Origin of the sequence: Enterobacter cloacae complex sp. R_G8 (assembly GCF_024599795.1) — a bacterium.
Taxonomy (GTDB): domain Bacteria; phylum Pseudomonadota; class Gammaproteobacteria; order Enterobacterales; family Enterobacteriaceae; genus Enterobacter; species Enterobacter dissolvens.
The window spans coordinates 3,205,681-3,231,626 of sequence record NZ_CP102246.1; the positions used below are offsets into that span (position 1 = coordinate 3,205,681).

At 48.5% G+C, this 25,946-nt stretch carries 31 protein-coding genes; 15 read left to right on the top strand and 16 right to left on the bottom strand.

Features of this window, described 5'->3' with window-relative positions:
* The first annotated feature begins 86 nt into the window (after positions 1 to 86).
* Positions 87 to 533, top strand: a complete 447-nt coding sequence (locus NQ842_RS15210; protein ID WP_008500737.1) for a DUF441 domain-containing protein — start codon at positions 87 to 89, stop codon at positions 531 to 533.
* On the opposite strand, the gene NQ842_RS15215 is transcribed toward NQ842_RS15210, so the two are convergent.
* The gene (locus NQ842_RS15215) at positions 517 to 1,308 is read right to left on the bottom strand and encodes a helix-turn-helix transcriptional regulator (RefSeq protein WP_274621002.1); all 792 of its coding nucleotides are present in this window, start codon (positions 1,306 to 1,308) and stop codon (positions 517 to 519) included. The genes NQ842_RS15210 and NQ842_RS15215 overlap by 17 nt on opposite strands.
* Before the next feature lie 99 nt (positions 1,309 to 1,407).
* On the opposite strand from NQ842_RS15215, the gene NQ842_RS15220 reads away from it, so the two are divergent.
* A complete protein-coding gene (locus NQ842_RS15220; RefSeq protein WP_257256046.1) occupies positions 1,408 to 2,583 on the top strand; it encodes a CynX/NimT family MFS transporter in 1,176 nt (391 codons plus the stop codon).
* Between the two features lie 33 nt (positions 2,584 to 2,616).
* Here NQ842_RS15220 and NQ842_RS15225 read toward each other — a convergent pair whose 3' ends face one another.
* Positions 2,617 to 3,324: a CTP synthase gene (locus NQ842_RS15225; protein WP_014831497.1), complete on the bottom strand. Its 708-nt coding sequence runs from the start codon at positions 3,322 to 3,324 to the stop codon at positions 2,617 to 2,619.
* Between the two features lie 101 nt (positions 3,325 to 3,425).
* Here NQ842_RS15225 and NQ842_RS15230 point away from each other — a divergent pair, with 101 nt between their 5' ends.
* Positions 3,426 to 3,770 (top strand): DUF488 domain-containing protein, encoded by a 345-nt coding sequence (locus NQ842_RS15230; protein ID WP_083021739.1) that lies wholly within the window; start codon positions 3,426 to 3,428, stop codon positions 3,768 to 3,770.
* Here NQ842_RS15230 and NQ842_RS15235 read toward each other — a convergent pair whose 3' ends face one another.
* Positions 3,771 to 4,076 carry a hypothetical protein gene (locus NQ842_RS15235; RefSeq protein ID WP_014831495.1) on the bottom strand — a complete coding sequence of 102 codons (306 nt, stop codon included), beginning with the start codon at positions 4,074 to 4,076 and terminating at the stop codon, positions 3,771 to 3,773.
* A gap of 80 nt (positions 4,077 to 4,156) precedes the next feature.
* A complete protein-coding gene (locus NQ842_RS15240; RefSeq protein WP_014831494.1) occupies positions 4,157 to 4,411 on the bottom strand; it encodes a DUF333 domain-containing protein in 255 nt (84 codons plus the stop codon).
* 308 nt (positions 4,412 to 4,719) lie between these two features.
* Between NQ842_RS15240 and NQ842_RS15245 the strand changes: the two genes are divergently transcribed.
* From NQ842_RS15245 to yoaJ, 3 genes are read left to right on the top strand one after another with little or no spacing between them, the layout of a single operon-like run.
* Positions 4,720 to 5,748 carry a sensor domain-containing diguanylate cyclase gene (locus NQ842_RS15245; RefSeq protein WP_050859647.1) on the top strand — a complete coding sequence of 343 codons (1,029 nt, stop codon included), beginning with the start codon at positions 4,720 to 4,722 and terminating at the stop codon, positions 5,746 to 5,748.
* A gap of 45 nt (positions 5,749 to 5,793) precedes the next feature.
* Complete coding sequence (locus NQ842_RS15250; protein WP_014883431.1) at positions 5,794 to 5,892, top strand: YoaK family small membrane protein; 99 nt, start codon at positions 5,794 to 5,796, stop codon at positions 5,890 to 5,892.
* Positions 5,893 to 5,967 (top strand): protein YoaJ, encoded by a 75-nt coding sequence (gene yoaJ / locus NQ842_RS23425; RefSeq protein WP_071841870.1) that lies wholly within the window; start codon positions 5,893 to 5,895, stop codon positions 5,965 to 5,967.
* Between the two features lie 54 nt (positions 5,968 to 6,021).
* Here the strand turns inward: yoaJ and NQ842_RS15255 are convergent, their stop codons facing one another.
* A complete protein-coding gene (locus NQ842_RS15255) occupies positions 6,022 to 6,270 on the bottom strand; it encodes a GlsB/YeaQ/YmgE family stress response membrane protein (RefSeq protein WP_008500746.1) in 249 nt (82 codons plus the stop codon).
* Positions 6,271 to 6,550: 280 nt separating this feature from the next.
* Positions 6,551 to 8,035, bottom strand: a complete 1,485-nt coding sequence (locus NQ842_RS15260) for a diguanylate cyclase (protein ID WP_373371727.1) — start codon at positions 8,033 to 8,035, stop codon at positions 6,551 to 6,553.
* Positions 8,036 to 8,275: 240 nt separating this feature from the next.
* Between NQ842_RS15260 and NQ842_RS15265 the strand changes: the two genes are divergently transcribed.
* On the top strand, positions 8,276 to 9,787 hold the full coding sequence (locus NQ842_RS15265) for a cyclic diguanylate phosphodiesterase (protein ID WP_014831491.1): 1,512 nt from the start codon (positions 8,276 to 8,278) through the stop codon (positions 9,785 to 9,787).
* On the opposite strand, the gene NQ842_RS15270 is transcribed toward NQ842_RS15265, so the two are convergent.
* The 6 genes from NQ842_RS15270 to NQ842_RS15295 all read right to left on the bottom strand — a co-directional run bounded on the left by NQ842_RS15270 (position 9,784) and on the right by NQ842_RS15295 (position 15,612).
* The gene (locus tag NQ842_RS15270) at positions 9,784 to 10,479 is read right to left on the bottom strand and encodes a hypothetical protein (RefSeq protein WP_194516369.1); all 696 of its coding nucleotides are present in this window, start codon (positions 10,477 to 10,479) and stop codon (positions 9,784 to 9,786) included. The two genes, NQ842_RS15265 and NQ842_RS15270, sit on opposite strands and share 4 nt — an antisense overlap.
* Before the next feature lie 241 nt (positions 10,480 to 10,720).
* Positions 10,721 to 10,966: a YmjA family protein gene (locus NQ842_RS15275; protein WP_046888554.1), complete on the bottom strand. Its 246-nt coding sequence runs from the start codon at positions 10,964 to 10,966 to the stop codon at positions 10,721 to 10,723.
* A 76-nt stretch (positions 10,967 to 11,042) separates the two neighbouring features.
* On the bottom strand, positions 11,043 to 11,390 hold the full coding sequence (locus NQ842_RS15280) for a DUF1304 domain-containing protein (protein WP_047362191.1): 348 nt from the start codon (positions 11,388 to 11,390) through the stop codon (positions 11,043 to 11,045).
* 60 nt (positions 11,391 to 11,450) lie between these two features.
* On the bottom strand, positions 11,451 to 13,448 hold the full coding sequence (locus NQ842_RS15285) for a choline BCCT transporter BetT (RefSeq protein ID WP_063427454.1): 1,998 nt from the start codon (positions 13,446 to 13,448) through the stop codon (positions 11,451 to 11,453).
* A gap of 133 nt (positions 13,449 to 13,581) precedes the next feature.
* Complete coding sequence (locus NQ842_RS15290; RefSeq protein WP_194516371.1) at positions 13,582 to 14,217, bottom strand: response regulator transcription factor; 636 nt, start codon at positions 14,215 to 14,217, stop codon at positions 13,582 to 13,584.
* 330 nt (positions 14,218 to 14,547) lie between these two features.
* Entirely contained in the window at positions 14,548 to 15,612 is a 1,065-nt protein-coding gene (locus tag NQ842_RS15295) for a GlxA family transcriptional regulator (protein WP_043951756.1), read from the bottom strand.
* Positions 15,613 to 15,683: 71 nt separating this feature from the next.
* On the opposite strand from NQ842_RS15295, the gene NQ842_RS15300 reads away from it, so the two are divergent.
* The 3 genes from NQ842_RS15300 to NQ842_RS15310 are packed head-to-tail and all read left to right on the top strand — an operon-like array spanning position 15,684 to position 17,436.
* On the top strand, positions 15,684 to 16,463 hold the full coding sequence (locus NQ842_RS15300; RefSeq protein WP_257256047.1) for an alpha/beta hydrolase: 780 nt from the start codon (positions 15,684 to 15,686) through the stop codon (positions 16,461 to 16,463).
* A 25-nt stretch (positions 16,464 to 16,488) separates the two neighbouring features.
* Positions 16,489 to 17,124, top strand: coding sequence for an FMN-dependent NADH-azoreductase (locus NQ842_RS15305; protein ID WP_050859542.1), 636 nt, complete (start codon positions 16,489 to 16,491; stop codon positions 17,122 to 17,124).
* A 3-nt stretch (positions 17,125 to 17,127) separates the two neighbouring features.
* Entirely contained in the window at positions 17,128 to 17,436 is a 309-nt protein-coding gene (locus tag NQ842_RS15310; RefSeq protein ID WP_014831483.1) for a YciI family protein, read from the top strand.
* Positions 17,437 to 17,587: 151 nt separating this feature from the next.
* Here the strand turns inward: NQ842_RS15310 and NQ842_RS15315 are convergent, their stop codons facing one another.
* Complete coding sequence (locus tag NQ842_RS15315; RefSeq protein WP_257256048.1) at positions 17,588 to 18,889, bottom strand: oligosaccharide flippase family protein; 1,302 nt, start codon at positions 18,887 to 18,889, stop codon at positions 17,588 to 17,590.
* A gap of 565 nt (positions 18,890 to 19,454) precedes the next feature.
* On the opposite strand from NQ842_RS15315, the gene NQ842_RS15320 reads away from it, so the two are divergent.
* Complete coding sequence (locus NQ842_RS15320; protein WP_047362196.1) at positions 19,455 to 20,054, top strand: helix-turn-helix domain-containing protein; 600 nt, start codon at positions 19,455 to 19,457, stop codon at positions 20,052 to 20,054.
* Between the two features lie 142 nt (positions 20,055 to 20,196).
* On the opposite strand, the gene NQ842_RS15325 is transcribed toward NQ842_RS15320, so the two are convergent.
* From NQ842_RS15325 to icd, 3 genes are all read right to left on the bottom strand, one after another.
* The gene (locus NQ842_RS15325) at positions 20,197 to 20,733 is read right to left on the bottom strand and encodes a LuxR C-terminal-related transcriptional regulator (RefSeq protein WP_050859540.1); all 537 of its coding nucleotides are present in this window, start codon (positions 20,731 to 20,733) and stop codon (positions 20,197 to 20,199) included.
* Positions 20,734 to 20,750: 17 nt separating this feature from the next.
* The gene (locus tag NQ842_RS15330; protein WP_050859539.1) at positions 20,751 to 21,233 is read right to left on the bottom strand and encodes an outer membrane beta-barrel protein; all 483 of its coding nucleotides are present in this window, start codon (positions 21,231 to 21,233) and stop codon (positions 20,751 to 20,753) included.
* Positions 21,234 to 21,629: 396 nt separating this feature from the next.
* Positions 21,630 to 22,880: an NADP-dependent isocitrate dehydrogenase gene (gene icd / locus NQ842_RS15335; protein WP_013097077.1), complete on the bottom strand. Its 1,251-nt coding sequence runs from the start codon at positions 22,878 to 22,880 to the stop codon at positions 21,630 to 21,632.
* 117 nt (positions 22,881 to 22,997) lie between these two features.
* Between icd and rluE the strand changes: the two genes are divergently transcribed.
* The 4 genes from rluE to hflD are packed head-to-tail and all read left to right on the top strand — an operon-like array spanning position 22,998 to position 25,944.
* Positions 22,998 to 23,651 (top strand): 23S rRNA pseudouridine(2457) synthase RluE, encoded by a 654-nt coding sequence (gene rluE, locus NQ842_RS15340; protein WP_014831478.1) that lies wholly within the window; start codon positions 22,998 to 23,000, stop codon positions 23,649 to 23,651.
* A 9-nt stretch (positions 23,652 to 23,660) separates the two neighbouring features.
* Positions 23,661 to 24,134 carry an NUDIX hydrolase gene (locus tag NQ842_RS15345; protein WP_050861093.1) on the top strand — a complete coding sequence of 158 codons (474 nt, stop codon included), beginning with the start codon at positions 23,661 to 23,663 and terminating at the stop codon, positions 24,132 to 24,134.
* 40 nt (positions 24,135 to 24,174) lie between these two features.
* Complete coding sequence (mnmA, locus tag NQ842_RS15350) at positions 24,175 to 25,287, top strand: tRNA 2-thiouridine(34) synthase MnmA (RefSeq protein ID WP_014831476.1); 1,113 nt, start codon at positions 24,175 to 24,177, stop codon at positions 25,285 to 25,287.
* 27 nt (positions 25,288 to 25,314) lie between these two features.
* Entirely contained in the window at positions 25,315 to 25,944 is a 630-nt protein-coding gene (gene hflD, locus NQ842_RS15355) for a high frequency lysogenization protein HflD (protein ID WP_014169611.1), read from the top strand.
* The last annotated feature ends 2 nt before the right edge of the window (positions 25,945 to 25,946 follow it).

Consider the following 25,946-nt stretch of genomic DNA (forward strand, 5'->3'; position numbering starts at 1 on the left):
AGTGACACGTATTTTTTTTAAAACACTGTCGTCAGCCGTTTTTCCGCGTAAAGTAAGCAGGCTTACTATTCTGGCAAGGACTCCTCATGTTTGATCCTACTCTGCTCATTCTTCTGGCACTCGCTGCACTCGGCTTTATCAGCCACAACACCACCGTCGCCATCTCGATTCTGGTGTTAATCATTGTGCGCGTAACGCCGTTAAACACTTTTTTCCCGTGGATAGAAAAACAAGGCCTCACGATCGGGATAATCATTCTGACCATTGGGGTAATGGCCCCTATTGCCAGCGGCACGCTTCCGGCTTCAACGCTGCTGCACTCGTTTGTGAACTGGAAATCGCTGGTGGCTATCGCGGTGGGGATTTTCGTGTCATGGCTGGGTGGTCGTGGCGTCACGTTGATGAGCAGCCAGCCCTCGCTGGTGGCTGGTCTGCTGGTGGGAACGGTGCTTGGCGTGGCGCTCTTTCGCGGCGTTCCGGTGGGCCCGTTGATTGCCGCCGGGCTGGTTTCGCTGTTTATTGGGAAGTCGTAGTCAGACTGGCAATATAGCGTGCGGGCGTTTGCCCCAGCCCCTTTTTAAACATCGTAATAAAGGCAGTGGTGGAGTCATAACCGAGTGACTGCGCCACCTGCTGAACTGACTTCCCGCCAATCAGCAGCTGCAACGCCACAATCAACTGCAGCTGATGACGCCAGCGGCGAAAGCTTAAGCCCGTCTCTTTGACCACCAGCCGTGCCAGGTTGCGCTCGCTCATGGCAAAGTGGCGCGCCCATTGCGCCAGCGTCTGCCACGCGGCGGGCTCTTCCGCCATCTTTTCGCTCATCAACCGAATTTTTGGATGAGGGGAAACGGGCAGCTGTAAATGCTCCTGACGCTGGAGCGGCAGTTCATCAAACAGCACATCAACCAGACGCGAGGTAGTGGCAAGCGGCAGTTGCTCACGTGTTTTCCCCGCCAGCGACAGAATCAGCTCCCGCACCAGCGGCGATATTTTCAGGGTACAGCACCGGTCTGGCAGACTGACGGCACCAGGTTCAATAAACAAAAAACAGAGCTGGGCACCTGGCGTCGCTTTGTTGCTGTGGGGCATCTGCCCAGGGATCCACACGGCATACTGGGGCGGTACCATCAGCATGGCATTTTCTACCTCACAGGTGATTGCGCCACCCAGCGCCAGAATCAGCTGCCCTTTGCGGTGCTGGTGCCGCGGAATATGTTGTTCCTGCGCCACCACGCGGATGCGAAAGGCGACCGCCGCATCGAATTGGCTATCGGGATCGTAGCCGTCCAGTCCCAGACCGTTCATCAGGTTGTCCGATATTAGCGATAAACTGTCATTTTAGCCTGATTTCAACCGCGACGAAAATCGGTATTGTGTGCGCTCGCCTGAACGTATGAGAACACAATGACTACTGCTACTCGCAACGGCGCGCTGCTGATCGCAGGCATCCTGATGATTGCCACGACGCTTCGCGTCACCTTTACCGGAGCAGCGCCGCTGCTCGACACTATTCGCCTTGAATATGGATTAACCACTGCGCAGACCGGTCTATTAACCACCCTGCCGCTGTTAGCGTTTGCCCTTATCTCGCCGCTCGCCGCGGGCGTAGCGCGGCGTATCGGCATGGAGCGCAGCCTGTTTATCGCCCTGCTGCTGATATGCGCCGGCATTGTCGCGCGCTCCCTGCCCTCCGCAGCCATGCTGTTTACCGGCACGGCGGTGATCGGCTGTGGTATCGCGCTCGGGAATGTGCTGTTACCTGGATTAATCAAACGTGATTTCCCCGGCCAGGTTGCCCGACTTACCGGAGCCTATTCCCTGACGATGGGGGTTTCGGCGGCGTGCGGTTCGGCGCTGATTGTACCGCTTGCCCAGGGCGCGGCAGGCTGGCAGGGCGCACTGCTGATGCTGATGATCTTTCCCCTGCTGGCGCTGCTGCTCTGGCTACCGCAGTGGCGGCAGAAACAGGTCGCCACGGTGACCGGCGCCGGGGCGCTACACAACCGCGCCATCTGGCGCTCTGCCCTCGCCTGGCAGGTGACGCTCTTTCTCGGCATCAACTCGCTGATTTACTACGTCATCATCGGCTGGTTGCCCGCGATATTACTCAGCCACGGCTACAGCGAAGCGAAGGCAGGCTCCATGCACGGGCTGTTACAGCTGGCGACTGCCATTCCGGGCCTTGCCGTGCCGCTGATCCTGCATCGTCTGAACGATCAGCGCGGGATTGCCGGCGCAGTAGCGCTGATGTGTGCAGTCAGTGCGGCAGGTTTCTGGTTTGCGCCGGATTGGGCGGTCGTGTGGACGCTGGTGTTTGGCTTTGGCACCGGAGCAACGATGATCCTCGGTCTGACGTTCATCGGCCTGCGCGCCAGCTCTGCCCATCAGGCGGCGGCGCTGTCCGGTATGGCGCAGTCAATTGGTTATCTGCTGGCAGCCTGCGGGCCCCCGCTGATGGGGAAAGTTCACGATACCGCCGGTGACTGGCAGATCCCGCTTCTGGCCTGCGCGCTGGCCTCGGTGGTAATGGCCATCTGCGGCATGCTTGCCGGGCGTGACCGCGAGATCACGCCCCGTTAAAAACAGAGGCAGACCTGACGGTCTGCCGTTTTCTTACCCACGCGCCGCACGCAGCATCGCCTGTACCAGCACTACCGGACGCCCCGCCAGCGCAGCACGCTCGTGCTGGAATAACGTAATCACGAAGAACGGATGGGTGACCAGCTCTGCGGCACGGATTTCCCCCTGCTCGTCCCAGCCCGTCACGCGCATATCACCGCTCTCCAGCTCCTGCGCAAATTCCGGCGATACGCCGTAGTTGCAGTGATATCCCTCTTCAATTTCCGGCTTGCCGTAGGCTTTCGCAATCAGCGTGTTGTTACGCAGCTCAATCGCATCGGTTTTTTCCACCAGCGAGCAGGTCAGCGGCGCAATCACCATCGAGCCTTCGGTGTCCGTTTCGGCGTGCGCTGCATCGCTCCAGCCGAGCACGTTACGTGCGTACTCAATTAGCGCATGCTGGAAACCACCGCAGGTGCCGAGGAACGGAATGCTGTTTTCACGCGCATAGCGTGCGGCGATAAAAGCGGCTTCTGTATTTTTGTAGGGGCTTGCAGGAACCAGCCAGATGGCATCGTAACCCACCAGATCTTCAGGACTGGTCAGCTCCGTCGTCGCAAGCCAGTCATAATCAGCGGTGAGATCCAGCACTGCAGCAGCATCATCAATGGCCAGCGGGATCGCCTGGTGCGCAATCACATCGGGATTGTAATCGCCAACCAGCGCAATGCGCAGCGTCGTTTTAACGGGGAGGTGTTCCATGAAAGGTTCCTTATGCCAGAGTATTATCAGATAACATAAGGAACCTCAGACTACCGATCTTCTGCAATAATCACAATACCTTAAATTGGGAGGGTGAAATGATGATTCAATGCAAGCGCGTCTATGAACAGGCTGCCCCCGAGGATGGTTATCGGGTGCTGGTGGACAGGCTGTGGCCGCGGGGGGTGAAAAAAGCAGACCTTGTGCACAATGAATGGTGCAAAGCGCTTACGCCTTCAGACGGATTGCGCAAGGCTTTCCATAGCGAAACCATTGATTTCACCACCTTCAGCCAGGCGTATCGGGAAGAGCTGGCACAGCATAAAGACGAGGGATTGCGTCTGGCGACGCTGGCAAAACAGCAGACCTTAACCCTTCTCTACGGCGCAAAAAATACCGAACAGAATCACGCGAAGGTCCTGGCAGACTGGCTGCGCCATCTGTAATTAGTCGATGGTTAACTCATCAACAATGTGAGGCGCCTCATCCGGGGTGAGCGGCAGTAAATGTTCAGCGCGCACAAATGCAAAACCGTGCTGATTATCGAAGGCGTAGACATCGCCCGTCACCAGCCAGAGCGCGCGATCCGCTGTCGCAGGTAGCTGCGTCATTACGCCATTGACCGGGTTAACAAAACGCTGGCCGGGCTGGCAAAGGCCAAACAACTCGACTGATTTACCCACATTGCGACGGCCAGAGGCCGTGCGGGCACCAATGATCAACGCCATGCTGCCCGGTTTAAGCTGGAACATACTTCTCTCACGATAAAAATGGCCAGAAACTGGCTAAGAATAATCCTAAAGAGAAGTGTATCGCAATAACTGCGCCGCTGTCACCTGGCGGGTTGCGGGTGATCGCGACGATAGAGCTCCCATTCGTCAATCACTTCGCCACCGGGTAATTTGCACTCGGTGCGCACGCCCTGCGGGCTCTGGATTGGGATCTGCTCTCCGCCTTTTTCCAGACAATAGACCGAGGCTGGGTTAGCCATTCCAGCAATGTGCGGCGGTTGCGGGGCATCCGGTGGAGGCGTTTGTGTGGTGCAGGCGGCCAGTGGTAACGCCAGGGCCAAAAGCAGAAATCTCATCGTGTTGATCCTTTTCACATCATCAGATCTTAAGGGTAACGGGTCGCCGCCGCTTTCTCCATGATTTCTCCATTTTAACTGCACTTTTCAACACTATAGTGAGGCGTGTTCTCGATATGACCAGAGAACATCATTCCGTAATCAAGATGTCTTTGCCCCGTTCTCAACAACGGGGCTTTTTTTTCCCGCTGCCTGTCCCCGCTGAATATGTAAAATTTTTACCATTCAGGTTTTACTATGGCTGAAGCCGAAATTTTCAGCATAACATGCAGATGCAGACGTCTTCTGTATGGGAGTCTACCTACGTCATGTCGGATATTATCCTTGCCCGAGTTTCTGAAACTCTCTCCACTGAGCAAACCCTTGAAAGTCTCGTTCGACAGCTGCTGGAGATGCTGGAACTGGTGACCGAAATGGAGTCGACCTACCTGACGAAGGTCGATCTCAATGCGCGCCTGCAGCATATTTTATATGCCCGGAACAGTAAGCAGATGCAGATCCCGGAGGGACTGAGCGTTCCCTGGGGCGACACGCTGTGCAAACGTGCGCTGGACAGTGACACGCTTTTCAGTAACGCGGTGCCCGAGCGCTGGGCAGATTGCGACGCCGCGAAAGCACTCGGCATTACCACTTACGTGAGCGTACCAGTGCAGCTTGCTGATGGTTCCCTTTACGGTACGCTCTGCGCAACCAGCACGCAAAAGAAGCAGCTTAGCGAACGCGGTGAACAGGTTCTGAAACTGTTTGCCGGATTGATTGCCCAGTCCATTCAGAAAGAGTCGCTGGTTTCCCAGCTTCGTGAAGCGAATGCGGCACTCATCGCCTATTCCTACACCGATGCCCTCACCGGTTTACCCAACCGCCGCGCCATCTTTAAAGATCTCAACACCCTGTTTTCCCTGGGCCGCCACCTTAAGCGCAACGTGATTATCGCCTTTATCGATCTGGATGATTTCAAACTGATTAACGACCGGTACGGGCATGAAACAGGCGATCAATTCCTGATTGAAGTGGGCAAGCGCCTGTCAGAAGAAAAAACCGATGACGAAATTATCGGCCGGCTGGGCGGCGATGAGTTTTTGGTAGCCTGCCTGAGTCAGACAGAAAATCAGGCTGATCACACCCAGATTAACCAGCTTAAAACGCGCCTTCGGGCCCGCATCGCCGGCTACTACGGGCTGGACAGTGTGAACATTGTTTACCCCGGTGCAAGTCTGGGAATTATCGACGTCGATCCTGCCGGGACGGATGAGGACAGCGCGTTACGCGCCGCGGATGTCGCGATGTATCAGGATAAAAAGGGAAAAAGCAAAACCCGCTTTCTCGATCTGGATTAACCCCGTACACTCTACGGCATTCTGAAAACCAAAACAGGTGATGGCATGAGAATAGGGATCCTCTTCCCGGTCGTTATTTTTATAACGGCGGTGGTTTTTTTAGCATGGTTTTTTGTCGGTGGTTACGCGGCGCCAGGGGCATAAATGAGAAAAACAACACTCATTATGCTGATTGTCGCCATCGTTGCTGTCGCTGGAACGCAATTTGGTTGGTGGTAACACCGCAACGTAAAAAGGCCGCCATCTGGCAGCCTTTTTTAACGCTTATCAGATTTAGCTTTTGATTTTTCTGTAGATAAACAGAACAACCAGCGCACCGATCACCGCGACAGCAAAACTGCCGAAGTTGAAGCCATCGACCTTGCCGAACCCGAACAGCGTACTGATCCAGCCGCCGACTACCGCGCCGACAATACCCAGTATCACGGTGACGATAAAACCACCGCCATCTTTGCCCGGCATGATCCACTTCGCCAGAATACCCGCAATAAGCCCAAAGATAATCCAGGATAAAATTCCCATAACTTTCCTCTCTGTATGGTTTTTGTCATTAAATCAACGACACAAAAAGGATAGCACAGGATCCGGGAAAGGAAATTTGTGATTAGTATCACAGCGAGAGAGTGCGCATTTATTCTCCAGAAGCGCGCCACATGAAATGTGGGGTTGCATCTTAAGTTGAGAAAGATTATCTTTCTCAACACTGAATAGTTGAGTTAAACACTCAGGTATTCAGTACGACATTGCTCACATTGCTTCCAGTATTTTTTGCCCACTTTTGAGTGGGCTTTTTTTTTCCCGCTTAGACGGAAACAAAAGCGTGCCGGTTTCGCCCTGCACGTTTTGCCTGATAGAGCGCCTGGTCCGCCGCAATAATGATGTTTTGCTGGCTGCCAGCAATGTCCACGGCACGTGCGGTTGACACCCCAACACTGACGGTCACCCGTCCAAAGGGACTAAAAGCATGCTCAATGTCCAGTGAGAAAACGTTGCCGATCATCGTCTGAGCCAGGCGGATCGCTTCCTGAATATCGGTGTCAGGCAATATCAGCGCAAACTCTTCTCCGCCATAGCGCGCCACCAGCTGGTTGTCCCGGGTGAGGCTCTCACGCAGACTATTCCCCAGCAGGGTCAGACAGCGGTCCCCTTCCGGATGGCCGTAGTTATCATTGTATTTTTTGAAATAATCGACATCCACAATGAGGACGGAAATCGGCGTGTCGTTAGCCGCACACGCGGCGATTTCTGAGAGAATTTTTTCATCAAACGTGCGGCGGTTGTAAAGCCCGGTCAGCGCATCTTCTGACGCAATGATCTTAAGCTCTTTGTTATCCCGGGTTTTTCTGGACAGATCCGAATAGAGGAAATAAGAGGCCACGATAAGCGCCACGGTAAAAATAAGAATGAGGACGGCCAACTGCACGGCCTGTTTACGCCAGGGGGAAAGAGCCTCTTCTTTACTGACTGCCACCGTGGTGACCAGCCCGTATCGTTTGTTTTTTTCAAAAGCAAAAATACGTTCGACTTTGTCAAACCGCGAAACGGAACTGGCGATCCCTGAATTTTGTACCTTGAGGTACTTTCTGAAAAGTGGCGAATCAGAAACGATCGCACCAATGTAGTTATTTTTAAAAGGATAGCGAACCAGCAATACGCCAGATTGTGTTGTCAGGCCAATCACACCGGAATGGCCAATATCAATCTGCCCGTAGAGGGCCAGAAAATTTTCGATTCCCAGCGTCACGACGACAACGCCGTTAAAGTCTCCGGTATGCGTTTCTAACCGTCGACTGATCGTAATCACCCATTTACCATTCGTCCTGCTCACCACTGGCTGGCCGATAAAGATCTGCTGATTTTTATTTTCCTTGTGATAGATAAAAAACGATCTGTCAGCCCCTTTTCGTGGCCCGGAAAAATTTCCGTACAATGCCGTAAAGATATCTCCATGGACATTGTAGATAACCACATTATTAATCTGGGTAAGCAGATTATCCTGGTTTTCTATTATCCGCTGAATATGGGTCGCCTGCTGCGGGGTCATACCATATATGTCGATCACGTCTGAAATGGTGGTGATAAGCATTTCGCTTTGACGCATGATCCCCTCAGTGTAGACATCTAAGGTATGACTCAGGTTAGCAACGCCGGTATTAATTTGCTGAATTGACTGCTGTCTGGACGTGGTAATTTGGACGGCAAGCGACAGCGAGATGATCAATGAGACAATGATGACGGTAATGGTTGTTGTGTAAAAAGTATTTTTCACATGCACGAGCTTTTCCACCTTATCACGCCTGACGTCCCTGGCTGACAACTCTTGCCACTCTAACAAAGGTCAGGTTAAGAGGAAAATAAATTGCACTTAAGCGTGCGACAGGGAACGGTTATTATTTTATTTATCTAAAATTTGCGTCAGGTACTATTACAGCGATCTACTGAAGGCTGCCATCACACCGCGGGCTTGTACGCTGCCCTACCTGTGTTAAGATTCACCCCATCAGGGAGCTGACAGGATAACCGGAAAATGAAAAAGATCATTGCCGTTGCTATCATATCAACGATTCTGGTCATTCTGTCTCTTTATGCAGTGAATGCGGTTATCGTCAGCCAGCAGCGGGATAAACAGCGTGAAGTCGCCCATACGCTTTTGCACTATTCCGAAGGATTGTCCGAAAGCGTCGCCCTTGCGCTTAAAAATGTTACGGCGCAAGGCTGTGATGAAACCAGCCTTGATGGCTATCGAAAGATTAAACTCGATAGCCCCTATTTTGCCGATATCGGTTTTGTTGAAAACGGCAAAGTTGCCTGTACTGCCTTTTGGGGAAAACTTGCCACTCCCGTCCCCGTTCCGGCAGAACTTCATAAAACGCCACGAGGGTTCCTGCTGGCGCAGTTTTCGAAAAAAGATTTTTTCACCGGCAACGCAGCCATTTATAATAATGTTATTATTTTCACCTCCCGTTATGCCTACGACAAATTTACACCGGTTACGGCAAACTACTCCCTGAGTGCGACGACCAAAGATTTCGGGCGAACATTTTTCCTGGTCACACCTGAATCCGTAAAACAGAACTGGTTGCATTCAACACTCTTTACCTTAACCCTCACACAGTGCAGTGCCCGTTGGGATTTATGTGTCATTGTGAAGCATCACGATGCGGGCCTGGCCTCGTTACCCATCGTGGTGTTTATTCTTCTGACGGCCATTTTGTCGTTTATCTGGACGGCGATAACGCTGTTTTTCATGCGTATTTACGAAGATCGCTTTTCTCTGGAGCGAACGCTGGTTAAAGCGGTAAAAACCAATACCATCAGCGTCAATTACCAGCCGATTATACGTATTGAGGATCACAAAATTGTTGGTGTTGAAGTTCTGTCGAGATGGCGTGATTACAATCAGGCAGATGTCTCCCCGGAATTGTTTATCCCTTTAATTAAGAAAATAGGTCTGTACCGGCAGTATTATATTAATATCATTGCAAAATCACTGTCTGAAATCGCGCCGCTTGCCATTAAACATCAGCTAATGATCTCCCTTAACGTAGGGCGAACAGAGATTGAAGATGGCCTGTTTATTCAGGTATTGCGTCGTGAATGCTCACGGAATAATATCCCGCTGTCTTTAATAAAAGTTGAGCTTTCAGAAAAAGCAGTGTCCAGTGCGGATATTCTGGAAGGATTTTGCCTTGAGCTTAAGTCCCTGGGCGTGAGGATCTCGATAGACGATTTTGGGGTACAAAACTCAAATCTGGACAGGCTCTCCCTGCTGGAATATGACGAGATTAAAATCGACAAGTCACTGGTTGACGGTATCACTGAACATTATAAGCAGAATATTTTTGCGATTTTTTGCGATGCCCTCGCCCGACTGAATAAAACGCTTGTTTTTGAAGGGGTGGAGAGCGAAACACAATATCGCTTTATTGCGGACAGGTATCCGGACGCCCTGATTCAGGGGTGGTATTTCTCAAAATCACTCGCCCGGAGTGAGCTGGCCAAAAAACTGACATGTACCGTACGGCAACCTGAGCCTTAGGATGCAATCATACCCGGCGTGACCGGTGTGGAGTACGTCCAGTTATAATTGACCAGCCGGAGATCAAGCGAGCCGCAGACGTCGCCAAAGCGCAGCGATTGCCGTGCCCGGAAAAATGCCCTCAGGGGCTCTGGCATATAATCAGCCTGATAGCGTAGCAGTGTGGTATGCCAGAAAGGCGCGGGTAGCGGTGTCTTATCATGACGTAACCGCAGTTCATCTTGCCAGGGCGTTGTTAACAGCGTTTCGCAAAATGCCTTTCGTTGTGCCGGGGCGGGAGAATCGGGTAGTCCGGCAAGAAGAAGCTGGCCCGGCAACGCCACCAGCCGGAGCGCTCTGATGGTGATGACCTGCCCCGCAAACGGTGACCACGCGCCGAGGAGCTGATGCGTTTTCACCGGCAAACGTGCGTTCTTCTCATAAAGAGGCAACGTCAACGGAACAAAGGTAAAATGGAAACCCGGGCGTGGCTGGAGATCGGCCAGCGGATCCTGACAGGTAAGCGACTGCAGTTCCCGGAATAAAACATCAACAGACTCTGCGATTTCCGGCTGGAACCCCGTCGCCAGTGCGAACCTGCCCGACGCGTAACAGGGAGCCCTTCGCGAACCGATACCGTCCTGCGTTTTCCACATCGCCAGCGTTTTGGCGTTGGTTTCAGGGTAAAGTCTTTCCAGATCGGGGTTTTCCATTTATCACCCAAAACATATTCGTCACAATCAGACGGTAGATTACCGTGAAATACACTTTTATTGGGTCAACACTGTGAAAATGCCCTTTTTGTTTCCCCTGGTACTCTTTTGCCTGGTGTTTATTTTTGCCCTGTTTATCGGTAAACCCTCTTCACCTGGGTTGCGAAAAAAATGCATGTGGTCCGATAGCGTAATGCTGAGCTGTCTGGCAAAGCATCAGCATACCGGAGTCTGAAGCGGGCTACTCGTTGCCCCATTGATTGAGAAAGTTCGCAATATCATCGATGCGTGCCGCGCGGATCCCGGCTTCACTGGCCATCTCCTGCTGGGCTTCCTCGCTTATCTCCTCGTTGTTGCTTAAACGAGTGAGGAGCAGCTGGAAATAGTGCGCCAGCGCGTCATGCTCTGACTCACTGACCGGCTCCGCGGTTTCCGTCGAATACTCATCGACGATGTCATAATATTTAAGCGGGATATCGTTGTTCATAAACAGTCTCTTGTCTGCCATTTAGCGGGTGATGCACCGAGTATATCGGACGCGTCACGTTGACCATAGTGTTGGCTCAGAGAAGCAGCGCAAGTAAGGCAGCGAGAGCCGGTATAGCCTGAACATACAGGATTTTTCGACTGGCAGTCGCTGCCCCAAACATTCCGGCAATGAACACGCAGCTCAGGAAAAAGACGGTCACATGGACGCCGCGTTCACCGAGCCAGAGTCCCCAGAGCAGCCCCGCCGCCAGAAAACCGTTATACAGCCCCTGATTCGCGGCCAGTACGCGGGTTTCACGCGCAAAGTCGGGGGTTAGATTAAAGGCCTTTTGACCTGTTTTTGTGTTCCACAGGAACATCTCCAGCACCAGAATATAGAGATGGATTAACGCAACAATAACGATCAGTGTAGTTGCTAACATTGGGCAGTCTCTCACAGTCAGTGGCAAAATAAATGCCGTCCCGGCAGACGGCATTTTGTATTAACGAACCAGGTGCAGGAAGTGGAGGTGTTTTTCGTACTGGTCAAGTATGTCATTGATAAGCTGTTCCTGATTCCAGCCCATCACATCATAATTCTGACCGCCCTCTTTCAGATACACTTCTGCACGATAATAGCGGTGTTGCTCTGCCTGTTGCTCATCATTATCCATTGCGGCAAGAGCAAAAGTTGGCGAATTATAGCCGCGAAGCCTTACTTCATAAATAAAGTTCAGCTCATTGCCTAAATCAACCTCAAGCCGAAGACGATCGTCAGTCGCATTATTGATGTGACTCAGCGTCCCCTGCTTGTTCAGCTCTTCCTGAACCAACGTCATGGCAGGCTGGATAACGTCGTCCATAAAGCGTTTCACCAGAGAACGCTTCGGCAGATAGGCGATATTGCGCAACCGTCTCTGCCACGGAATAGGGTTACGGGCTGCCGTCGGCGCAATCGTTGCCATACTCAGGCTTTCCCGTTTGGTCAAATCCCGACGCAGGGCTTTTAACAGTCCATATATTGAGATCAATAAGATCACTGAGAAGGGTAATGCACTCGCAATTGTCACGGTTTGCAGCGCACTCAGTCCACCCGCAATCAGCAGTGCGATAGCCACAATCCCCATGAGCGAGGCCCAGAAAATTCGCTGCCAGACAGGCGTGTGAGCGACCCCACCCGATGCCAGCGTATCGACAACCATTGCCCCGGAGTCAGCTGATGTAACAAAGAAAACAATGACCATCGCCATTGCAATAAATGACAACACTGAAGAAAACGGGAAATGCTCCAGGAAATTAAACAGGGCGAGCGCGACATCCTGCTGGACGGTATTTGCCAGGTCTGTTGCCCCCTGGTTCATGATGAGATAAATGGCGCTGTTACCAAACACCGTCATCCACATGAGGGTAAAACCTGCGGGAACAAACAGCACGCCTGTGACAAACTCACGAATTGTCCTGCCACGGGATACGCGTGCGATGAACATACCGACAAATGGCGACCAGGAAAGCCACCATCCCCAATACAATAACGTCCAGCCACCAAGCCAGTTGCTTGATTTCGGTTCATAGGCGTAAAGGTTAAACGTTTTACTCACTAATTCCGAAAGATAACCGCCAGTATTTTCCACGAATGATTTCAGTAAAAGCACTGTTGGTCCAAGACATAACACGAGCGCCAGGAGCAAAACCGCCAGGCCCAGGTTGAGCTCAGACAGGATACGTATTCCTTTGTCCAGACCGGATACCACTGAAATCGTCGCTAACCCGGTGATCACTACAATCAGAATGACCTGCACCGTTTCATTAATGGGCACCCCGAAAAGATGGTTCAAACCGGCATTAACCTGCAAAACACCGTAACCGAGCGATGTCGCAACACCAAAGACAGTCCCTATCACGGCAAAAATATCGACTGCATGGCCGACAGGACCGTAGATGCGATCGCCAATGATCGGATAGAGTGCGGAACGAAGCGTTAAAGGCAGACCGTGACGGTAGCTGAAGAATGCCAGAATCAGCGCCACAATGGCATAGATGGCCCATGCATGCAGTCCCCAGTGAAAGAACGTCAGGCGCATGGCTTCTTTCGCTGCAGCAACGGTTTCAGGGGTGCCGACGGGTGGCGACAGGTAATGCATCACTGGTTCGGCAACGCCAAAGAACATCAGGCCGATGCCCATCCCTGCTGAAAAAAGCATCGCAAACCAGGAATGGTAGCTGAAGTCAGGCTGGGCATGGTCCGGCCCCAGCTTGATATCACCGTAACGAGAAAGACCGAGGAAAGTGACACTCAGTAAAATCAGGGCGACAGCAAGAATGTAGAACCAACTGGCATTCGTGAAGATCTGTTGCTGCAGGAGTTTGAATTTTTTGTCGGCCATCTCCGGAAATACTGCGGCAAAGGCGACAAGAAGGAAAATTAACAAAGCAGATGTAAAGAATACCGCTTTGTTAATCTGGCTTGTAGACTTCTTTGGGATAGGATCATTTCCACTCATAATTAATTTATTCCATTATCGTAGACCGCTTCAGATGAGAGGCGTTACCTCTCGTAGGGTAGCAAAAATCAACAGAACCTGGGGATAATAATCTGAATGAGTGTAGTTTAGACTTATGATGTTCTCCGCTTAATCAATAAAGCTTGCGGGGTGGGCAGCAGGATTTACCGATTTGCAAAGTTCCGGCAGCATGTACCAGATCCGCTAACGTACGTACCTGCATTTTATCCATCACCCTGCGTCGATGGACCTTCACCGTAATTTCTGTTATCCCCAGATCTGAGGCGATTTGTTTATTTTGCAAGCCATTAATTGCCATCTCAAAAATCTGTTTCTCACGTCGTGTCAACGCCTGGTAATTTTTGCACAGTTCAAATAACCGTTGCTGTTCCAGAAAATGGTTTGTCGCGTCGATCAGTACCTCATTCACCACGCGCAAAAGTTGTTCAGGTTCGACCGGTTTGGTCAAAAAATCCCGGGCGCCTGCTTTCATTGCCCGAACGCAGGAAGGGATTGCGCTGCTCTTCGTCAGAATGAGTACCGGTATAGCGCATCCACGTGCTTTCAGTGCATCCATCACGCCAAAGCCATTCATACGAGGAAGGTTTAATTCAAGGATTAAGCATGAAGGGTGATCAACGATGGGAAAGGATAAAAATTCTTCGGCATTACTGAAGTCAAACGTCTGATAGCCCGCGGCGGTTAAGAACTGAACAACAAACGACCGGTATGCATCATCATCATCGATAACATAAATAACCTCTTCCATATCATTTTCTCCTGATTAAATCTTTCAGGGACATAATACGAACAGTTGCGTCCATTCCCAAAGTATTTATGACTGCTAACGTCATGCCGGATATCTTTTCCACATCGACATCAGGTAAAACCAAACACGCCAACCATTCGTCAACCGTCAGGCTTATTGACCGCGAGTAGTATTAGGACAATCCGAAAAAAACTGAACTTTCACAGCGTTCGCTTTCGAGTGGGAATCTGTCAGCGCCACACTTTTATATTCAGAGGACAACATGATATTGACGGATGGCCAGCCCATTCATCAGATCAATCACGCCGTTGATAAGCCAACAATAGCCGCTCATTCGCAGCCAGAATTTGAAGGGGTCGTTGTCAAAAGCCGCTTTCTGAAACTTCCGGGGGACATCCCCATCATGGTGCTAAAAGCGCGCCGGAAAGCAGTTTCATCGCTATATCCGCAAATATTTGCAATCTGTGAAATAGTTTTTCCCGGGCTTTCAAGAAGCACAGATGCAGTTTCAATACGAACCCGCGTAATGAAGTCTTTCGGACTTTCCTGGATGAGCGTTTTCATTTTACGGTTCAGCGTGCGGGTCGTCATATTCAGAGCTGCAGCAAGTTGCTTTACCGTCATTGCAGGGTTCTGATAACGAAGCAGACTCTCTGCTTTAGTCAGTAGAGGATGTCTTGAGTTGAGAAAACCTGCGGGCGCATAGATTTGCTGTGACAAAGGCTGGCTGTCAGCAACGGCCATGTCAGCTGTCAATTTTGCCAGCTCATTACCAGCATGTTTGCGTACGAGGTATATAACCAGATCGACCCATGAAAGCGGGCCGCCCGCGGTTATTACATTGTCCTGTTCGGCCAGGGTTTTTCCCCATATGGGTTTTGCAAGTGGATAGCGTTCAGCGAAAGTTGGATATAACCACCACGTAGTGGTGCAGATCCGTCCGTTGAGTAAACCCGCCTCTCCCAGTACAAAACCGCCCGCACATGCTGAGGCAATACAGCTTCCCTCTGAATACTTAACTTTCAACCACTCGGCTGCACTCGATACAGCTGCTCTGTCAGCCGGAAATCTTTGCTCATCCAACTGCATACCGCTGGCAATGATCAGCTCGAAGTTGTCAGGTTCATTAAATGAGCCATCACTTTCAATGATTCGTCCCTGAACGTCCCTGACGGGCTGCCCATCCGCGGTAATCGTCCTGACGTCAAAAAATGGATTAGCCCTGGATATTTCAGGACTCACTGTAGGGTTTAGCCTGATCACCTGATTCGCCAGCCAAAACATATCAGCCAGCCCTGCCAGCGCCGAACGCATGTTGCCCGGAAGCGCAAGTAACGCAACTCGCATTTTAACCCCAGTGTCAAAGAATGTCTTATTTCGCATGTTACCTGTCATTAATGACACTTCATACCCCCCTGTCAGCATGATTACACTGCCTGAAACTGAGAAATACGGGAAATAGAGTTATGCGTAAGCAAAATTTAATGTCGGTCGCGCTGCGAAAAGGAGTATTTGCTTTGTGTCTTTTATTTATGAGCAACCCGCCGCTTATGGCACAGGATTCGGGTGTAAAAAATATCGTGCTGGTTCACGGTGCCTTTGGTGACGGATCGAACTGGTCAGCCGTCATCGCTCTCCTGCAGGACCGGGGCTACCACGTTACTGCTGTTCAGAATCCCCTGACATCCTTACGAGAGGATGTGGCTGCAACAGGGCGTGTACTTGAGCGTCAAAATGGTAACGTACTGCTCGTTGGCCATTCATGGGCAGGGGCGGTGATCACCCAGGCTGGTAATGCGAATAACGTAAAGGGGCTTGTCTATTTGTCCGCCCTTGTTCCGGACAGCAATCAGTCTGTTTCTGACGCACTTGCGCACTTCAATGCCCCCATGAAAGGTATGGAAGCCGATAAAAACGGCCTCATCTGGCTTGATAAGCCAGAGTTGTTTCATCAGGTTATGGCTAATGAGCTAAGCATGAAACAGAGCCTTCTGATTTCTGCGGTGCAACAGCCTATCGCCGCTGCCGCTTTTAACGAAAAAGTGAATGCGGCAGCCTGGAGAAAGAAACCCTCCTGGTATCTCATCACAGAAAACGACAACGCACTGAACCCGTTAGTACAGGCAAGTTTTGCCCGTGAAGCAGGCGCACATATCACACGAATTCACTCAGATCATCTATCCATGATTTCTCATCCCAAAGAGGTTGCAGCACTGATTGAAAATGCTGCGCAGAGTATCCACTGACCCTTACACAACAGGACGATATGCAATGAAAATTCTCCATCTTGATTCAAGTATCAATTATGAATTTTCAGTAACCCGACAGTTGTCGGCTGAAACAGTGAAACAACTGATGGCAACCAGTCAGGGGAATCAACTGACTTACCGGGATCTTGTAAAAGACGAAATCAGCCATCTCACCGGGGAAATCGCTGCAGAATTCAGACCTGTTACCGGACGACCTGCAACTACAACTCGCCTGGACTCTGAGCGAGAATTATCAAATGCTCTGGTCTCTGAGTTTCTTGAAAGCGAGGTGATTGTTATCGGAGCGCCAATGTACAACTTTTCCGTTCCCAGCCAATTAAAAGCCTGGATGGACAGAATCGCGCAGCCAGGGAAAACCTTCAACTACACCCCAACAGGCCCTGTTGGTCTTGCAGGGGAAAAAAGAGTCATCATAGCCTCAGCCCGGGGTGGTTTTTATGCCGGTACGGCATTTGAAGAAATGGACTTTCAGGAGCAATTTCTGCGTAAGTTTCTGGGCTTCCTGGGCATCTCAAATGTTGTGTTTGTCCGGGCTGAAGGCGCATCTAAAGGGGAGGAAGTAAAGCTCAGAGAACTATCCCGTGCTTTCTCTTTAATACCACAAGCCATTAATAACGTTTCTGCCGCTAAGGAATAAACCATGTTGCACGCCGTCACGCTGAGTTACCTGACACAACCTGATGCGATTTCTGATCATCTTGAAGCACATAAACAATGGCTGCTGAGGGGGTTTGATGAAGGAGCAATTCTTTTTGCCGGCCCGCTCAGCAATGGTACTGGCGGCTTCATTCTTTTTCAGGGGGATAACATCAGCGATATTCATAACTTTCTTCAGGATGACCCCTTTATAATTCATAACATTGCAGATGCAGAAGTAATGAGTATCGAGCCGGCGTTATGCGCGCCGGGATTCCCAAAAAAATGGGCGGAGAAAGCTCGTTTCATCTGACCATCACTCACTCTAAAGCGTCCTGAAACCTATGAAATGAGTCTGTTTCATGGTTTTCGAGGACGCTTTTATTTGTCATTGAACAGCGCACCATTAAAGATAAATCATAGAAGGCTTTTTTAATTTGACTCAGTTTTGAGGCTGCACTTAATTAACTTCCATCTAATTTTTTCATTCCAAACACCCTCCGGAAATATACATAAATAATTTTAAACATCTCGATATGGACCAGTAATATAAATCCCTGCATAAACAAATAGTTGATAACTGTCAGAGAAAAAACTTCAGTAATGATAACCGCTGATGCAGCACCCATTAATCCGAACCTGATAGACAAGAAATAAGAAAGCACCAGACTTAAAACCAATATAAATATAGTCTTCCATAATAAAAACCTATACCCAGAAAACTTAATTATTATTTTTGATGAAGCCATGCCAAGTGTAGATAATAATGTTGAGAAACATAACAAAATGCAGGGTGCTATTGACTCCTTATAGGATTCCCCGTATAGATAGAGAATTGCGAAGTTTACTGAAAATGTAATCACCAACATTACTGGAATCGATAATAAAATAATATTTAAATGTAATTTAGCCCCTACTCTAATTATTTTTTGATTATTTTTCTCTCGAAAAACAGACGGAAGACAAGAAGTCAACAACGATAATAAGATGAAACTCCAACTCGTTGCAATGCTTTGAGAAACTGAATAAATACCGACATCATGATTACCATATAAAAAAGAGATTATAAGCACATTCAACCTTGGATAGATTGATGAAATGATTGAAGGGATAACAAGAATGCTTCCAGCATAACTCAGATGGAATAATCTTTTTTTTAGCTCGTTATACTTAACTGTTACCATCCCTTTAAATTGCTTTCTAAATATATATGATTTTAGAAAATAAGGAATAGCACTTATCATTATAAGAGGTAATCCAAAATAGATAATCGGCACTTTATATCTAACCATTAATGCTCTGGCTACTAAGCCGAAAATAAGTCCAACTACGTTTGCAATAGCATTAACTCTAGAGTTCAGCAGTGACTCATTAAAGCTTGTATAAGTATCAATAGTGTAAAAATAATACGCCGTACAGATTGACAGCACTAATGTTATACCTGTTAAATCCATTCTCACATTTAAAAACAGTATGCAAACGCTTGCAAAAAAGATAAATATTATACTTCTCAACATAAATATAGGCATCATTAATTGTATGCCGCTAATCAAGTTTATGCTTATTCTTTTATAGAAAATACTATCGCTGCCAAACACCCCAACAACCTGAACAATTTGAAAAATAGCAGTTGCAATTGCTATTTGACCAATTACCACAGGCCCCAGATATTTAGCCACCAAAGCATTTATAAAGAAAAGACCCACTACGCCGATTGTTTTTTCTGCAATCATCCACAAGAAATTCTTTTGAGTTTTGCTTAACACTTACTCAACCTCATATAAATATTTATTTCTCTTCATCATCTCTATAAAGTAAATCTATGAATTGAGTTACATCCATACTGTTTTTATTCGATCGAATAAAATAAAAAACAACTGCTATTAGTATCAATAAGGCTATGCATAACAATAGAAACAACATATCGAGTCCCCGTTTTGATACTCAACCCAACTTAAAAATGAGATGATTCTTTAAGTGTTAAGCATCAATTTATATAGAATTAAAGAGTTGTTTTGAGCAATACCAATAAATAGTAAACAGTCGTATATCATTCCTATATAAAAATTAATTCCCACGTAAATCATTAACTCAAAAAATCACGCTCAAATAACATAAAGCCATCTTCGAATCGACTATTAATAATGATAGGTTGATAAAATTTTACGAGCTCAGCACTTACTTATTTTTGATGATCTGGTCTATAAAAATTAAATTATGTATAATTACACAAACACATATTTAAATTTAAACTTGCCATCTTCTAAAAAGGTTATATGATTACCTAACATCAAACTTTAAGAATGAAAATAGTAGCAGAGGCTTCACACCATGTTTAACCATATCTTAGAGATTGTTGAAGGATCTAACAAGTTTATGCGCATTTATGCATCAAATGGACAACGAATAAACTTCACGCTTAATAATAAACCACATGTATACTTTCTCACAGAAGGAAGAGTAGACATTTATAGGAAAGCAGACGATATTTTAATTTTCACTGTATATGCGCCCTATATTTTAGGGATAATCTTTATGTTCGAAAAGGATGATTACCATTACTTTCGAGCTTCAACGGATGCAACTTTCACAGCAATTTCAACTGTGGAATTGGATTATTTGGCTGATAGTAATAACCTGTGGAAACATTTTTTCTTAATGACTTGTGAAATCACTTTAAACTTTTTCAAAAGAGACCAAAGATTTTCATCAAAAAATGCCTACGATATTATAAAAAACAATTTAGAAGCCATATGGGAATTACCAGAGAATGAAAGATCTCAAATTTCAGTTTTCAAGTTCATTTTATCCAGAAGCTCAATTTCTCGTAGTTCATTAAATAAAGTCTTAAAAGATTTGAATGATGGTGGATATATTAATATTCACAGAGGAAAGTTACTAAATATCAAAAACCTACCATTAAAATACTAATCATTTAGGAGGCAGAAATATCTTTCGCCATAATGGTGTTGTTTCTGATGCAATTCTTTTGTTTTCATTGATGCGATAATTAGCATAAAAACAATAAATTGAAAATGGAATCAATACCATTATCGATAAAATAGATATTATATTATACGTGTTCATACAACCCTTCTTTTGTTGCCAAAGCATACATATACAATTCATGCCTATTTTTCAAGTTTAATTTTTGCAAAATATTACGCCTATGAGAGCTGATTGTCTTTTTTGTTATATTAAGCATAATAGCAATTTTGTCATCTGTTGCTCCCTCCGAAAATAAAGTTAATAGCAGGGTCTCTTTCGATGATAGTTTTTTAAAATAAAGCGCACTGTGAAGATAATCTTGGTTTGTTAAATCATTAAAACACTCTATATATTTCTCCAAATCATAATTACATGGCAAAATTAACGTTTTTTCCGGTCTATATTTTGAAACTGCGTAACAATGTAAGAAATTATCTGTAATGATGATATCTTGAGTATGATACTTATGATAAAAAATAAGAGCTGGAAGCTTAGTGGTTTGCTCAACGTTATATGTATAAGATTCAAATACTTTAGAATCGTAAATGAGCTCCCTGATGCCGTAATATAAAAAATAGTTATCAGTAATAACATATATTCTTATTATTTTTTTTGATATCATTTCATTCACCTTCAACGTCAGAACAAATATCCTATCCCAATGATGAAAGTATCTATTCCTTTGTTATCAACAAGACCCAATTCATATCCTGTATTTAATTGAATATTGTCTGTTAAGTTGTAAAACAAACCAGCACCAAAAGCTGCCCCATAAATCTCATGACTTTGATCAGGTTTCATTTTTGAACCACAAGAAATACCAGCAAGCCCATATAAATTTATATCTTGTGTGATATTAATAGCAAGCCCAGGCATAATTGATGCATATTTGCTTTTCAAATAAGAGTCCCCGGAACCACTGGTGTTCTGTATATAAGAACCTGATGCGACCAGTGCAAAATTACCCATATCGTGTTTAAACATCACATTCATGCCATGCATCTTTTCGGCCCCACTCTCTTTGCCTGCAGCATAGTTTATAGACATTGAATTACTGGCAGATACTGGCATGGTAAAAGCGCCCAAAAAAAGAAAAGCAGCTGCTAGATTAAATTTATGCATAGTTCCTCCAATAATTTCTCTTAAATATACAGAGATAAAATTGTGTTACCAGCATATAAATACACATGCAAAAGTTTTAATTGCACAACAAAATGTTTATTTTTATATATTGACTAAGGGTACTAACACGAACCAGTCATTCCTGGATAAAGGATTTTGAGGAAATGAAATTCGGAATTGTTTATTTTTGATAAGTGGGAAGTGAAATGCGAATACAGTTTTTATATCTACAGTAGCGAATACACCCTGCCCTAAATTGTTGTGGCAGATGCAGAGAGAACAGGAAATAACATCTGCTTAAGAAAGGGTTTTGATAAGCTATTGATAAGAATACGAAAAACAACAATAAAAACGGGAACCAACTGGCTCCCGTTCTTTACTAACCCAGCGAGTGGATTACATATTCGCGATAATCGCGTCGCCAAACTCTGAACATTTCAGCAGTTTAGCGCCTTCCATCAGACGTTCGAAGTCATAGGTAACGGTTTTGGCGTTGATCGCGCCTTCCATACCTTTAACGATCAGGTCTGCGGCTTCGAACCATTCCATATGACGCAGCATCATTTCTGCGGACAGGATGATAGAGCCTGGGTTCACTTTGTCCTGACCTGCGTATTTTGGTGCAGTACCGTGGGTGGCTTCGAACAGGGCGCACTCGTCACCGATGTTCGCGCCTGGGGCGATACCGATACCGCCAACCTGTGCTGCCAGGGCGTCAGAGATGTAGTCACCGTTCAGGTTCATACAGGCGATCACGTCGTATTCCGCTGGACGCAGCAGGATCTGCTGCAGGAACGCATCGGCGATCACATCTTTAATGATGATCTCTTTGCCGGTGTTCGGGTTCTTGATCTTCTGCCATGGGCCGCCGTCGATCAGCTCACCGCCGAACTCTTCTTGCGCCAACTGGTAACCCCAGTCTTTGAACGCGCCTTCGGTGAACTTCATGATGTTGCCTTTGTGAACCAGGGTCACAGAGTCACGGTCGTTGGTGATCGCGTATTCAATTGCCGCGCGCACCAGACGTTTGGTCCCTTCTTCGGAGCACGGCTTGATGCCGATACCGCAATGCTCAGGGAAGCGAATTTTCTTCACGCCCATCTCTTCGCGCAGGAATTTAATCACTTTTTCTGCGTCAGCAGAGTCGGCTTTCCATTCGATACCCGCGTAGATGTCTTCTGAGTTTTCGCGGAAGATAACCATATCGGTCAGTTCAGGATGCTTAACCGGGCTTGGGGTGCCCTGATAGTAACGAACCGGACGCAGACATACGTACAGGTCCAGCTCCTGACGCAGTGCCACGTTCAGAGAACGGATACCGCCGCCAACTGGCGTCGTCAGTGGGCCTTTAATAGCAACGCGGTAGTCGCGGATCAGGTCCAGCGTTTCGGCTGGCAGCCAGACGTCCTGGCCATAAACTTGAGTAGATTTTTCACCGGTGTAAATTTCCATCCAGGAAATTTTACGCTCGCCTTTGTAGGCTTTCTCAACAGCGGCATCAACCACTTTCAGCATTGCCGGGGTAACGTCTACACCGATACCATCACCTTCGATGAATGGAATGATCGGATTGTGAGGAACGTTAATCTTGCCGTTTTGCAGGGTGATCTTTTTACCTTCCGCCGGAACAACTACTTTGCTTTCCATTAACCTCTCCTTCGAGCGCTTCTGGTTGTTACTGATCTTATGTTAATAAATTGTAATGAGCCCTTCGATAGTACCTGATTGTCCGACGCCATGAAAGGTCTTCGTTATTAGGCTATAATGCGGCAATTGATAACGCCTGAAAATACCATGAAGAAAACTTCTTTTACAAAACACCGGGTTGAGCGATTCAGCTCGCGACAAGCCGCCAGAAGACCGCAGGAAAGCCAGCCAAAGCGGGTCATTTTGTTCAATAAACCCTACGATGTTTTGCCGCAATTTACCGATGAAGCCGGGCGCAGCACGCTCAAGGATTACATCCCCGTTCAGGGTGTCTATGCCGCCGGTCGTCTGGATCGTGACAGCGAGGGGCTGCTGGTTTTAACCAACGATGGCGCCTTACAGGCGAAACTCACACAGCCGGGAAAACGTACCGGCAAAATTTACTACGTGCAGGTGGAAGGCGAGCCGGATGAAGCGGCGCTCGCGGCATTACGCAACGGCGTGACGTTAAACGATGGCCCCACCCTGCCCGCAGGGATTGAACGCGTGAATGAACCGGAGTGGCTGTGGCCGCGCAACCCGCCCATTCGCGAGCGCAAATCTATTCCTACCAGCTGGCTCAAAATCACCCTTTATGAAGGCCGCAACCGACAGGTTCGGCGCATGACCGCCCACGTGGGCTTCCCTACCCTGCGTCTGATTCGCTATGCCATGGGCAGCTACACGCTGGATGCCCTGGCTAACGGTGAATGGCGGGACGTTGCCCCTTAAGGAGTCACTATGTTTAAACCTCATGTTACGGTCGCCTGTGTGGTTCATGCACAGGGGAAATTCCTGGTGGTGGAAGAGAGCATCAACGGTAAAGCATTGTGGAATCAACCTGCCGGGCATCTCGAAGCAAACGAGACGCTGCTGCAGGCCGCGAAGCGCGAACTGTGGGAAGAGACGGGTATCCGTGCCGAACCGCAACATTTTATCCGCATGCACCAGTGGATTGCCCCCGACCACACGCCGTTCCTGCGATTTTTATTTGCCGTTGAGCTTAGCGAAACGTGCGCCACTGAACCGCACGATGACGATATCGATCGCTGCCTGTGGGTCAGCGCCGACGAGATCCTGAACGCGCCAAACCTGCGCTCACCGCTGGTTGCCGAAAGCATCCGCTGCTGGCAGTCAGGCGCACGCTTGCCGCTGGAGGTCATCGGAGAATTTAACTGGCCGTTTACAGAGGGTGTCAATGGTGGGGGGGCGTGATAGAATACGCCGCCTTGAAGTTCAATGTCGTGAGTATTCCATGTCAGATAACAGCCAGAAAAAAGTGATCGTCGGCATGTCCGGCGGTGTCGATTCCTCCGTTTCCGCCTACCTGTTGCAACAACAGGGCTATAAGGTGGAGGGCCTGTTCATGAAGAACTGGGAGGAAGATGATGGCGAAGAATATTGCACTGCCGCTGCGGATCTCGCCGATGCGCAGGCCGTGTGCGACAAACTCGGCATTGAACTGCACACCGTAAATTTTGCGGCAGAATACTGGGATAACGTGTTTGAGCTTTTCCTGGAAGAGTACAAAGCGGGCCGTACCCCGAACCCGGATATTCTGTGCAACAAAGAGATCAAATTTAAAGCCTTCCTCGAATTCGCGGCGGAAGATCTGGGCGCAGACTATATTGCGACCGGTCACTACGTGCGTCGCGCCGATGTGAACGGCAAAAGCCAGCTGCTGCGCGGTCTGGACGGTAATAAAGATCAGAGCTATTTCCTTTATACGCTAAGCCATGAACAGATTGCACAAAGCCTGTTCCCGGTTGGCGAGCTGGAAAAGCCAGAAGTCCGTAAAATTGCTGAAGCGCTGGATCTGATCACCGCGAAGAAAAAAGACTCCACCGGTATCTGCTTTATTGGCGAGCGCAAATTCCGCGATTTCCTTGGTCGCTACCTGCCTGCGCAGCCGGGCAAAATTGTCACGGTCGATGGCGACGAAATTGGCCAGCATCAGGGGCTGATGTACCACACCCTCGGCCAGCGTAAAGGCCTGGGCATTGGCGGTACCAAAGACGGTAGCGAAGATCCGTGGTATGTGGTCGACAAAGATGTCGAAAACAATATTCTGATCGTCGCTCAGGGGCACGACCATCCGCGTCTGATGTCCGTTGGCCTTATCGCACAGCAGTTGCACTGGGTCGATCGTGAACCACTCAAAGGTACGCTGCGCTGCACGGTAAAAACGCGCTACCGTCAGACGGACATCCCGTGCACCCTTACCGCGCTGGATGACGATCGCATTGACGTGCGTTTTGACGAGCCGGTTGCAGCCGTTACCCCGGGCCAGTCTGCCGTCTTCTACAGCGGTGAAATCTGCCTGGGCGGCGGGATCATTGAACAGCGCCTGCCGCTGACCGCTGTTTAACCCGATTGCACACATAAAGGAGACCGTGTGGCGAAGAACTATTATGACATCACCCTGGCCCTGGCAGGAATTTGCCAGTCAGCCCGTCTGGTGCAACAGCTGGCGCATCAGGGTCATTGCGACGCTGACGCGCTGCACGTTTCGCTCAATAGCGTTATCGATCTCAACCCCGGTTCAACCCTGGGTGTCTTCGGTGGCAGCGAAACCAATCTTCGTCTCGGTCTTGAAACCTTGCTTGGCGTGCTTAACGCCAGCAGCCGTCAGGGCTTAAATGCGGAGCTCACCCGCTATACGTTAAGCCTGATGGTGCTGGAACGTAAACTGAGTGCGGCAAAAGGCGCGCTGGATACGCTGGGCGACCGCATTGCCGGATTGCAGCGTCAGCTCGACCATTTTGATCTGCAGTCTGAAACGCTGCTGAGCGCCATGGCCGGTATTTATGTCGATGTTATCAGCCCACTCGGCCCACGCATTCAGGTCACCGGTTCACCTGCCGTACTGCAAAGCCCACAGGTTCAGGCAAAAGTGCGCGCCTCGCTGCTGGCCGGTATCCGTGCCGCCGTGCTGTGGCATCAGGTTGGCGGTGGCCGCCTGCAGTTAATGTTTTCTCGTAATCGCCTGACGACTCAGGCAAAACAAATTCTTGCTCATTGTTAACC